This is a genomic window from Pseudoalteromonas denitrificans DSM 6059 (genome assembly GCF_900112265.1).
In the GTDB taxonomy this organism is placed as follows: domain Bacteria; phylum Pseudomonadota; class Gammaproteobacteria; order Enterobacterales; family Alteromonadaceae; genus Pseudoalteromonas; species Pseudoalteromonas denitrificans.
On sequence record NZ_FOLO01000066.1, the window covers coordinates 1 to 10,527 of the forward strand.

Here is a 10,527-nt window from a genome sequence, read left to right on the forward strand (position 1 = left end):
CAACCCATTCTGGGGAAATGTTTGATGATAGCTGCAACGTGCCATGCGGTGTTTTGAACATAATTGTGGCAGAGGTTTTCATATCACTTTGAACTTGAACAAAACCATTTTGTTCAGAGGTGCCGGGCTGCGCATCTCTTTGTTTTAATGTCGCTTTACGTGAACTAAAGGTTTTTGGATTTATTTTATTTTGTTCGCAGTATTTAACAATTGTCAGGCCACTGGCCAACTGCGCTTCAATAATGGTTTGCCAATCTTCGAGTGTTCGCCTGGCCATAATGCTCTCCCAAGTTTAAATTGGGTTATAGGCTAACGATTAGTTTAGGTTTATTGTAGGTGCGGGTACGCCGACCTTCACTTTAGGTTTAAGTGATTCTATGCATTTATCTATAAATCGTATATCGTCACTAAGGTATCAGTTAGGGTGTCTGTAGATCATGAAATAATAATATTTCAATACAAAAAAGAAAGGTTTTAGAAAACAGATAAAGTGTGATCTTAGATTTATAAAAAGCATACCAACTAAAAAATTGATATGCTTTAAGTTCTTTATATTAATGACACTCGCATTAATTACAGATTGTTATTACAAGTGAGTCTGGTTGAGTATCATCTGCTTGATAGTTATGTGTGAAATAAGACGCTCCATTATCAAGATAAATAGACCCTTTAGATTGAGCTGAAAGGCGCATCATTATTTCACCCTCAGCAGGTAGAAAAACTTCTTTTTCTCCTGAGTTTACAGTAAAATAAGACCTTTCAGGCCAAATAAACCTCATGTCTTTATAACCTGAATTACTTAGGTGAAAATTAATCATAATGTCATTTTCACCAGTATATTCATTACATGCTTTAACAGAGATATTTTTGGATTGCATTACAGGTAATGTCACGGTACCTAAGTCAAGTTGTTCATCTTCAGTTTCAGGTAAAACTAAAAATCCTGCTTTAACTTTCGTACTTTTAAAAAGTAAGGGGATTTCGCTTGGTGAGCTTGTTTGACTTCTAAGGAGTAACTCAAATTTTCCGTCATCATTACTGAGAACTCTTTTTTGCGACATACCACCAATTTCGATTTCACTTAAAGGAATGCCTCCTTTATCGATAAGCAGCCCTGTAACTGTTAATTCGCGCCATTCAATTGGTACCATAAAAATCACCATAGTTTCAGGAATAGAATTTTGAATACCATCATTTACAGTGAGTTGTATTGTATAAGAACCAGAAAGACTTGGCTTAAACGAAGCAAAGGAAACATATTCATTTGCTGTGAGTATCGCACCATCAAAACCATCTGGTGCACTGGTCACTTCCCACGAGTAAGTTAATGGCTGGCCTTCAGGATCATAACTATCACCAGCATCTATCAACAAAGTATCTGAATTACTCACCGTAATATCTTGCCCTAATTTAGCCACAGGGCGTTGGTTTTCACTCACCAGTATATGCACTTGATCAGAATTAGAATAATCAACCCCATCAAATACGCGTAAACTTAAAAGATATTCACCAATCACATCAGGTTCAAAAATAAATTTAGACTGCGTAATTAATTTAGGCTCTGATAGTGTGCTATAACCACTTGTTGCTGGTTTACTAATTAAACTCCACTCGTATTCTAGTGTCTGCCCCTCAGAGTCTGAACTTGCACTTGCATTTAATTCAATGATTTCATTTATAATTGCAGTTCTATCTGCCCCTGCATTTGCTACAGGAATAATATTTTGGTTGCTTGCCGTTATAATAATGATATTTTCATTTGATAAATGTTTATCTGATACAACTAACTTCACATGATATTCACCTTCGACATCAAGAGTAAGATCAACAAATTCAGAAGTGCTTGAAGATAAAAAGCTGGTACTCGTTAGGGGTTGTTTTTCAATACTCCATTTATAATCTAATAAATCATTATCACTATCATAACTTTCGCTTGCTGATAGTTTAACAAGATCATTTACAGCAAAATCAAGTTGTGATGATTCAATAATCGCAACAGGTGAACTGTTAGTCACGATATCATCTATATCTAAAATTAATGTACTTGTATTTGAAAGTTGGTTTTCAATGTTAGTTACTGTCAGAGATATTTGATAACGCCCAGCTTTATCCGCAATTAAATATGCACGAACAGCTGTTGAATCACCAATTTCACTGAGACTCTGAGTTGGTTTTGATTTAATTTCCCATTTATAAGTTAATTGCTGACCACTAGAGGCTAAACTTTTATCTGCATTAAACCAGTTAGTATTACCAACTTTATTAATCATATTGTCACTGGTTTTTGCAACTGGATAGCTTTGTGCATTAGGTTCAACTGTAATAATTGAACTTACTGTTGGACTGGTCTTCTTTGCATCACTCACTTTAAGCATAATCGTATATGAACCAAAATGCTCTGGTGTGAAAGTAAATGCATTTGCATTTGAATTATCTAATGGGTAATCATCCCCCGCTTCATTCTTAATTTGCCAGTGATAGGATAGGTCATCACCTTCCGGATCCTTACTTTTCTCACCACTGATATTAACTGAACTTGCTAGTATGAAAGTTGACTTATCTAAGTCTATTTGTGCGATTGGGGCTTGATTAACTTTGGTTTCAACTGGAGCTGTGCTTTTACTTCCGCCGCCACAGCCAAATAAAACTAAAATTAAAAGTATACTGCCTAGATCTTTAAAACACCTTGTCATTATGCTTCCTTGTTACTTTAAATTATGTGATTTTAATTAATCACCTTAGGTTAAAACTACATTTCCATATTTTCATTCATAAAAACGCAACATCAATAAAGCTGATTCTATAAGATGCGAATACAAATTTTAGATTAAGTCATTGTTATCCTTAATCATGGCTCGATAAAATATCTAAATTATAGAAAAATATCAATTTAAATATACGATTAAAGTCGTAATAAATATATTTTGATATTATATAAAAATCACTAAGGTGTATATTTAGTTAGCTTTGTTATTTTACTCACTTGATTTATTAAAAAATTGATTGGAGATTCAAAAATAATGATTGCGGTGAATCAATTTATGCTTTTACTTTATTTTGAAAAACTGTAAATCCAAATAAAAAAGATATTAACCTAACTTATCATCAACTTAGAGTTTAAACTCTAAAATCTATCAGCTTATCTGCTCATTTCTTACCGATTTAGGGGCATTTCTGAAAAATAGACTTAATAATCAAATAAACTGTATATAACCTAGTTTAAAGCATGTTTTTATACCTAATTCAGGTTAAAATAACGCATTCATTTGCAATTCATACTATAAGGAAATTATTTTAATGCAGTGCAATTCAAATTTCACAACAGAATTAAATGTACCAGAACAAAGAGATGGAGAACGTCTTTATATTGTAGATTCGCTAGAAGCGATTATTTACTCTCGGGGTAAGGCGCCCGATTTTGCTGTAGATTTTGAGATTAATTTTGGTGGAATGCAAGTATATAGCCCTATCGATGTTTTAAATCATGAATTAATAAACATTGAACTTTTTTGTGAAGGCCAACCTAAATTAAAATTACAAGGCGAATGTATTAAAAAAGATGCAAGTAACAATACGATTATTAAATTTAAGCAAATGGAACTTGAACAAAGAATCAAATTAACCAAAATAATACAAATGGAATCAATTAAAATAATTGCCTCTACAGAGCAATTTCGCTACCCCCAGATTTCAGCATAAGCAATACTTCGAACGAATTGTTATAAAAAAGATGAATGCGCTATTTTTTTGCTCTTTATAGCCTTTATCTATAAAGAGCTTAGTAAAAGCTTCATTCATACTTGCAATTTATTAACACCATAATTTATTATAACAGCGTCTTATATAATAAATGTTTGTTCATGGTTGATAAAAATTACCAAGGTAAAACCTCACCATTAGAATGCCTAAAGACACCTGATGCTTTTAAAGTGAGTTCATCAATTAATTGTGTGATTCGTTTTGCAGCCACATCGGCACTGATATCACCACCATGATTAACCATATCTGTTTGTACATAACCAGGATGATAAATACCAACAGCAATGTGTTCAGGCTCTAAATCTTTCGCTAAAGACATACCAGCGGCATTCAATGCTGCTTTTGACATTCTGTATCCATACCTGCCACCTGAGCCATTATCTGAAATTGAACCCATACGAGATGTGATCAACGCAATTTTACTGCCTTGAGTTAAGTTTTTTAATAAAGATTGGCATACTTTAAGAGGTGCGACTGCATTAACTTGAAATTGCTCATTTATTGTATCAATATTTAAATTATTAAGACTCTCATCTCTTAAAATACCAGCATTATTAATTAACACACTGATTTTTTGTTCACCAATTGCACTTACCATTTTGGTTATGCCCTCTGATGTTGCAACATCAATGCCTTCAACAACTTCAACATTAGCATTTGCTAAAGCATTTAATTTAGCTGACGATTTACGGCACAAGGCAATGACTTTGCTACCTTGATTAGCATAAATACCTACCATAGCCAGACCAATACCACGATTTGCACCTGTGATCACAACTGTTTTCACCTGCTTCATTTTATACAGCTCCATTTCAAAATTTTAATTATTATTTTTAAGATATTGGTCCTATTTAAAAAAATACAATTGTTTAATTAATTTTTATCATTGCCTTTCAGTTCATCAATTTGTTTTAAAGAATCTAAAAATTTAGTTTCAAGAAAGTCTTTTTCTTTAATAATATGCCCTGCTTTTTCATTAGAATCTTTTAATTGTTTTTCAAGTGCATTTATTTTTTTATTTAAACTATCCGTTTTAGTGCCTGAATTACTAATTGTAAGTAATTGGTTTTTTTTCTTCACATAATCAAGCTCTTTACTCTGTTTCACTAATTTACTTTTATAATCACCAGCTGCTGCAACAAGTTGCTTTTGCTGTGATTTATATTTTTCAGCTTGAGCTTGTAACTCTTGATTATGCTCAAAATCAGCTTGTTGTTTTTGTGCATCAAGTAAAAATTGTTCTTTCTCTTTTTGTAATAAATCTACGGCATCATTTTGGCTATAAAGTTTCACTTTTGTATGCTCTAATCTTTTTTTACTTGAGGCCAGTTCACCTTTTAGTTTTTTTATAAGTGCATGAGATTTATCAAGCTGTGCTTCTAATTGCGTAATTTTGCCATCGTCTTGGGGATTCGTTTGGCTTTGGTGTAATATCTCTAACTGACTCTCGATAATTTCATGTACTGAAGTTAATTCATTTAAAGTTTCGGTATGTTTATTAACAGATGCCAAAGCATCATCCACCGACTCTTGATATATCGGTAAATATTCATCTTTATTGAGGTGGGAAGTTAAATTATTTACCGAACGAGAAACAATTCGAAATTCACGAAACATAAAAAATAAAATTAAAAACCAACTTGTAATAACAACTAAACCAACATCAATTGCCAAAAGTTCCATTACTCTTTCTGGTAACATAAACACCTCCCAAAGGGGTCTAGCCTATTTTTAATAGCTCGTATCTATATAAAAATATGAATAAAAACAGATATTTTAGTATAGCTGTAATTAAAAATAGTGCCTATACTGAGATTTACCCAGTAAAAACGATTAGGTTAAATAAAGAAGAGGTCTATGAAGATATTGATCGTAGACGATAGCCTTGCCATGCAAGCTATTGTAAGGAGAGGTTTAGAAAAATTTGGTTATAGAACCTTAGATATCAGACAAGCTTCTGGCGCATTAGAAGCATTAGAAATTATAGATAGCTGGCAACCTGAGATAGTATTATCAGACTGGCATATGCCTGAGGTTTCAGGCTTAGAGTTATTACAAGAAATCACAACTCGAGAGCTTCCAATACAAACCGCATTTGTTACCACAGTGAATGATGAAAAACTAATTGCTCAAGCCGTAGATTGTGGTGCCTGCTTTGTACTCAGTAAACCTTTTGAAGATGCGCAGTTACACAAAGCCATCTTACCCTTAGTGCAAGGTGCAACAGAAAGTGAAAGGCTATTAAATACAGAAACGGATACATCAAGTGCCAGTAGTGACCTTGTATTACCCAAATTAAGTCAATTAGAAAAAGTTTTACACCGTTTTTTAAGTGATACAATCAGTTTAAAAGAAGCGCCAATACAACACTTTTCTATAGAAGATAAAATTCCCACTGTATTAGCTTTATTTGAAGATGTCGAAACACAAAAAATACGTGCCTTGGCCATTTTAGATATTTATGCCGCCTGTGTCTTAGGTGGAACAAAAAGTAAAATGCCAAAAGCTAAAATAATGAAAATGATCAAAGAAAAAGTAATGACTAAAAGCATGATCGACAGCTGTGAACAAGTGATGTCTGACTGTGCTTTTGCTTTTTTAGATAAAAAAACCCGTAAAAACTTACGTTTAAAAAGTGTGAGTTTTACGGCAAAAAGTTTTCCTAAACTTGAGATCCTTTTCAAAAAGCCGCCCTCACAACGTACTGATATTCAGTGTGAAGTTGACGGTTTCACACCAAGTTTTATTACTGTGCTCAGCTCTTAATATTTTTAAGACTCATCATTATTGAAAGTTTAGGAATTGCAAAGGTTTCATAGTCCAGTTTTGTTCATTTAGATGGCTAAAATACAATTGATAAAATTCCAATCAGTATCATTAGATACATGTATTTATCTGAGCATTCATATATACAATACATTATCCAATACCAGTGTAATGAATCACCTCTGCAAATTAGTATTTTTTTATAAAAAGCTAGATTTTCTAAACGTTTTTTATGTGTATATGCTAAAGGAGTAGCTCTTAAATTTTCTTCAGAAATAGCGCCCATAACAATAATTCGCTCAATCCACACTCCAAATAAAGCAATAATGAACCCCAAAAAAACAAAACTTGAAAAAGATAAACCATTATGTTCTCCTATTACTTACACTTAGAACCATAATTTTCTTGTAAATAATCAAGGATGAAAGATGAATTTGTTTTAACATCTTTATTTAATTTATTTATAAACACAGCAAACTTTTCAGGTGTCATACCATTTCCATCTGTTAGAGAGAAACCACTTCCACCAAAGTTTTTGCCTATTTCAACTATGGGGCTTATATTTCCAAAATTATTAAGTCTCCCTGGGTTGGCTGCAGAAAATGATAATTTTCCAATTCCTACAGAAAAAGATTGTCCCTCACCATGTAAATCCGAAACTGTATTATTTGCATCGAATCCAAAAACCCCTCTTACAAACCCACTTGCCCCCTCTGAACCAAATCCTAACTCAGGTGTATAAATATATGTACCATTTAATTTAGTGTCAAAAGCTAGTGTTAAACTAAACCCTGTAGCAAAACCTAAATTACCTGCACCCACCCCAAAGCTTATTCCATAGACTTCTAATCCATTAGGATCTATAAAGTTAACCGGGTCACCCAGTACATATCCATAAAGATTAGAATCACCACCGGCAAAACGGATTGGATCTTTACTGGCCCAGCGTCCACTTCCTACCTTAAAGAAAGCGCATCGTAATCGCGGGCACCAAAACGGGTGAGTCCTGTGGCCTGTTCATAGATACCGCCAGCAAAACCAAATGGTTGGAAGCCGGGGTTAGCATCTACCAATAAGGCCATTGCCTTATATTTAACTAAAAAAATGCTCTGTAGTGTTACCTGATATTTAAGTTAATGGAGTTTCTTTCATTTTAAATCAATTAGATAAAAGTGACTGTCTTATCTTTCATTTTTCCACCTTAAAGAAAGTGCATCGTAATCGCGGGCACCAAAACGGGTGAGTCCTGTGGCCTGTTCATAGATACCGCCAGCAAAACCAAATGGTTGGAAGCCGGGGTTAGCATCTACCAATAAGGCCATTGCCTTATATTTAACTAAAAAAAGCCCCGTAGATCACGAGGAATTTAAGTTAATGGAGTTTCTTTCATTTTAAATCAATTAGATAAAAGTTAGATAAAAGTGACTGTCTTATCTTTCTTTATCTTTCCTTACTGTCTTATCTTTCCTTCCTTATCTTTCCTTTCTGCTATACCGTTTTCATCTTCAACTTTAGATAAGGCTATATCACCCAATTAATGTCAAAAAAACTTCTCAAACTATCGCAGATAGTCTGAAATTAAGACATAAAAATGCCCCGTAAATTACGAGGCATTTAAGTGGATAGTTTTAAATATCAATTAGGTAAAAGTGACTGTCTTATCTGTTTTATTTCTTAATTAGTCGCGTTATTCTAATGTTTAACAATAGATCCACCCTTAGAAAAATCTAAGTTAGTTACATACGTACCGTCCATTCTCCGAATAACCACAGCATCACCTAATTTATCTGCATAATACGAATTAAATTTAAGAACTTAGTTTCAATAAAGTTTTAATATCTTGGCAAAATAATATAATATTTTGGATATCAACGACTGATTCAAATCCAAAATAACAGTTAGAAGCATCTTCATATGGTTTCCCATTATTAAACATCAAGCTAATAGAAAAATATCCATCATCAATATTATCAATTTCGCCTTCCATGCATTTTATTTGAAAGTCGCCTTCTAATGGCATAAATATTTGTGACTCTGTTAATTGATTATCTATTAGTCCTAGATAATGAGTTTGAAAATATTCAACTAAATTGATTAAATCTGTTTTATTCAAACTACAAAAATAATGTTTAGGATTAAAACATTCAAATTTTTTCTCCATTAAACATTCAATATCAAAATCCCAAAAGTAAGTATCATCATGAAATTTTCTTAATATAAAACTAATACAACCTATTTCTAAGCGAAGGTTAATTACTTTCATTTTTTCTCCTTTAAAAAATGGAACTTTCCCAGCCTTGATTTCGTCCCATATTTGTCAATTCTTTTTTAGTAAAATTACGCATGCCAGTTACAATCCCAGCTTCTCCTTGAACTATAAGATTGTATCTGGCTTTACCCCCCTTACCTATTTTTTGAATAAAAACGGTAGCGCCATCTTTTTGAGTAATTTTTTGAGTTGCATTTTTTAGAATACCTTCAACCTGATTAAGGTTCTTAAATCCATGTCTTTTTAAACTTTCAAATGCATGACCTGATAGCTTTATTCCACTAGGGGTAGCTAAACCAAACGACACTTCACAAACATTATGCACCCACATATTTGTTTCACCAACAAAATATGTGTGATCTGTGTCTACCGTTAAGTTATACGCCCACTGTGCTTGATGATTGACGATAATGTTGGTAATTTTTATGTAACTATCAGGATCTGATCCGGAAATAACAGCGCCGGCTGGTATTTCACCCGCAGCTACCCAGCCTGAATCTACCACATAAAACGGATGCTCTGCTGTGGTAGTAATGCTTTCTGATATGCCTGTTTCATCTTCAACTGTAAAAGTAAGGGTCTCTTTATGCCAGTCTTTAAAAGTGTTAGTAACTGCACGCCAAGAAGTTTCAGCAGTTTCATCGTCATCGGCTTTAGATAATACTAAATCACCAATTTCAATGTCACCTATGGCTTTATCTCCCTCTTTGGTAGGCACTAACGTATCTGGTGTAAAACTACAGCCTCCTGCCTTTCTAAGCCTTTTCAGTTTATTCAGCGCACTCAAACCACCAGAAGCGGATCCCATTGCGGCATTAATTGCCACTGCGCCGTAATCAATACATCCAAAAGATTTGCCATCAATGATCACCTGAATCAGTATTTCTATACCAGCATCGGTAATGAAACCTAAAATAAAACTTGCAAAGTTTCCGGTCGGATCGATTAAGTTTATCGGGTCGCCCAGCACATAACCATAAAGATTAGAATCCCCACCGGCAAAACGAATAGGGTCTTTACTGGCCCATCGTCCACTTCCTACCTTAAAGAAAGCGCATCGTAATCGCGGGCACCAAAACGGGTGAGTCCTGTGGCCTGTTCATAGATACCGCCAGCAAAACCAAATGGCTGGAAGCCGGGGTTAGAATCACTCAGAATATTACCAAATTCGTCGTAACGCAGTTGCTGGGCTATCTCGCCCGTACTGGCATCTACCAGCATGATTGGCGAACCTACGTGATCCTTAAGTTGATAAAAAACCAAACTGGTAGGTTTTACCATTTTTGATCATGTAGTCAGGGATATCTTTCTTTAAGGTAAGAGCAGTCACATAAACGAACTGCGCTATCACATTACTATTGCTATCAAGTTCGGCTATCGGGTTTTACCTGCCACTCGAACAACTGTCATTTATTTAATTCCAGCAAGAATGCCCCGTAATATACGAGGCATAAGTCTTAGGTATGGCTTATAAATGAATACAAAAGGTGTAAGTTAATTGATATTTTTCACTACATATAAATATAATATCCCCCATAAAAGACTAACAAGAAATATTATTGTAAACTGTTTTCTTTTCTCAACTGAGTTTCCACTACAAAAAGTTTTGACTAGCCAAATAAAGTTCGATATTACAGCGAAAAACAAACAAGGAACTGCTATATATAGGGCATTTAACATGCAACCAAAAGAAGTTGGAGAAATATCTTCACTTCCAGTTTTAAAACAACTGG

At 34.0% G+C, this 10,527-nt stretch carries 12 protein-coding genes and 1 pseudogene; 2 read left to right on the forward strand and 11 right to left on the reverse strand.

Translation table 11 applies throughout. The features are described from left to right. Positions 1-277, reverse strand: a 277-nt coding sequence (gene tnpA / locus BM088_RS23655; protein ID WP_091990049.1) for an IS66 family insertion sequence element accessory protein TnpA, incomplete at its 3' end; no start/stop codon positions are given. A gap of 292 nt (positions 278-569) precedes the next feature. Beyond that, positions 570-2,693 carry a PKD domain-containing protein gene (locus tag BM088_RS23660; RefSeq protein ID WP_091990739.1) on the reverse strand — a complete coding sequence of 708 codons (2,124 nt, stop codon included), beginning with the start codon at positions 2,691-2,693 and terminating at the stop codon, positions 570-572. Positions 2,694-3,297: 604 nt separating this feature from the next. Between BM088_RS23660 and BM088_RS23665 the strand changes: the two genes are divergently transcribed. Continuing rightward, a complete protein-coding gene (locus BM088_RS23665) occupies positions 3,298-3,699 on the forward strand; it encodes a hypothetical protein (protein WP_091990742.1) in 402 nt (133 codons plus the stop codon). Between the two features lie 175 nt (positions 3,700-3,874). Here BM088_RS23665 and BM088_RS23670 read toward each other — a convergent pair whose 3' ends face one another. Continuing rightward, positions 3,875-4,555: an SDR family oxidoreductase gene (locus tag BM088_RS23670; protein WP_091990745.1), complete on the reverse strand. Its 681-nt coding sequence runs from the start codon at positions 4,553-4,555 to the stop codon at positions 3,875-3,877. Positions 4,556-4,632: 77 nt separating this feature from the next. Further along, positions 4,633-5,460: a hypothetical protein gene (locus BM088_RS23675; RefSeq protein WP_091990747.1), complete on the reverse strand. Its 828-nt coding sequence runs from the start codon at positions 5,458-5,460 to the stop codon at positions 4,633-4,635. A gap of 156 nt (positions 5,461-5,616) precedes the next feature. Between BM088_RS23675 and BM088_RS23680 the strand changes: the two genes are divergently transcribed. After that, a complete protein-coding gene (locus BM088_RS23680; protein ID WP_091990750.1) occupies positions 5,617-6,525 on the forward strand; it encodes a response regulator in 909 nt (302 codons plus the stop codon). A 378-nt stretch (positions 6,526-6,903) separates the two neighbouring features. Here the strand turns inward: BM088_RS23680 and BM088_RS23690 are convergent, their stop codons facing one another. From BM088_RS23690 to BM088_RS23705, 7 genes and pseudogenes are all read right to left on the reverse strand, one after another. Then, complete coding sequence (locus tag BM088_RS23690) at positions 6,904-7,347, reverse strand: hypothetical protein (RefSeq protein ID WP_245763907.1); 444 nt, start codon at positions 7,345-7,347, stop codon at positions 6,904-6,906. A 36-nt stretch (positions 7,348-7,383) separates the two neighbouring features. After that, positions 7,384-7,479, reverse strand: a pseudogene (locus BM088_RS28160) (RHS repeat-associated core domain-containing protein); the annotation flags it as partial. Between the two features lie 2 nt (positions 7,480-7,481). After that, on the reverse strand, positions 7,482-7,607 hold the full coding sequence (locus tag BM088_RS28205) for an RHS repeat-associated core domain-containing protein (RefSeq protein ID WP_483878432.1): 126 nt from the start codon (positions 7,605-7,607) through the stop codon (positions 7,482-7,484). A gap of 99 nt (positions 7,608-7,706) precedes the next feature. Beyond that, positions 7,707-7,847: an RHS repeat-associated core domain-containing protein gene (locus BM088_RS28210; protein WP_483878433.1), complete on the reverse strand. Its 141-nt coding sequence runs from the start codon at positions 7,845-7,847 to the stop codon at positions 7,707-7,709. 485 nt (positions 7,848-8,332) lie between these two features. Continuing rightward, positions 8,333-8,788, reverse strand: a complete 456-nt coding sequence (locus BM088_RS23695) for a hypothetical protein (RefSeq protein ID WP_091990755.1) — start codon at positions 8,786-8,788, stop codon at positions 8,333-8,335. 10 nt (positions 8,789-8,798) lie between these two features. Continuing rightward, complete coding sequence (locus BM088_RS23700; RefSeq protein WP_218156553.1) at positions 8,799-9,764, reverse strand: polymorphic toxin-type HINT domain-containing protein; 966 nt, start codon at positions 9,762-9,764, stop codon at positions 8,799-8,801. 68 nt (positions 9,765-9,832) lie between these two features. Further along, the gene (locus BM088_RS23705; RefSeq protein ID WP_218156554.1) at positions 9,833-10,075 is read right to left on the reverse strand and encodes an RHS repeat domain-containing protein; all 243 of its coding nucleotides are present in this window, start codon (positions 10,073-10,075) and stop codon (positions 9,833-9,835) included. Positions 10,076-10,527: the final 452 nt, after the last annotated feature.

Excerpts from the sequence above, each read along its gene's own strand:
- BM088_RS23660 (WP_091990739.1), bottom strand. The coding sequence starts at position 2,693 with ATGACAAGGTGTTTTAAAGATCTAGGCAGTATACTTTTAATTTTAGTT.
- BM088_RS23665 (WP_091990742.1), top strand. The coding sequence starts at position 3,298 with ATGCAGTGCAATTCAAATTTCACAACAGAATTAAATGTACCAGAACAA.
- BM088_RS23670 (WP_091990745.1), bottom strand. The coding sequence starts at position 4,555 with ATGAAGCAGGTGAAAACAGTTGTGATCACAGGTGCAAATCGTGGTATT.
- BM088_RS23675 (WP_091990747.1), bottom strand. The coding sequence starts at position 5,460 with ATGTTACCAGAAAGAGTAATGGAACTTTTGGCAATTGATGTTGGTTTA.
- BM088_RS23680 (WP_091990750.1), top strand. The coding sequence starts at position 5,617 with ATGAAGATATTGATCGTAGACGATAGCCTTGCCATGCAAGCTATTGTA.
- BM088_RS28205 (WP_483878432.1), bottom strand. The coding sequence starts at position 7,607 with ATGGCCTTATTGGTAGATGCTAACCCCGGCTTCCAACCATTTGGTTTT.
- BM088_RS28210 (WP_483878433.1), bottom strand. The coding sequence starts at position 7,847 with ATGGCCTTATTGGTAGATGCTAACCCCGGCTTCCAACCATTTGGTTTT.
- BM088_RS23695 (WP_091990755.1), bottom strand. The coding sequence starts at position 8,788 with ATGAAAGTAATTAACCTTCGCTTAGAAATAGGTTGTATTAGTTTTATA.
- BM088_RS23705 (WP_218156554.1), bottom strand. The coding sequence starts at position 10,075 with ATGGTAAAACCTACCAGTTTGGTTTTTTATCAACTTAAGGATCACGTA.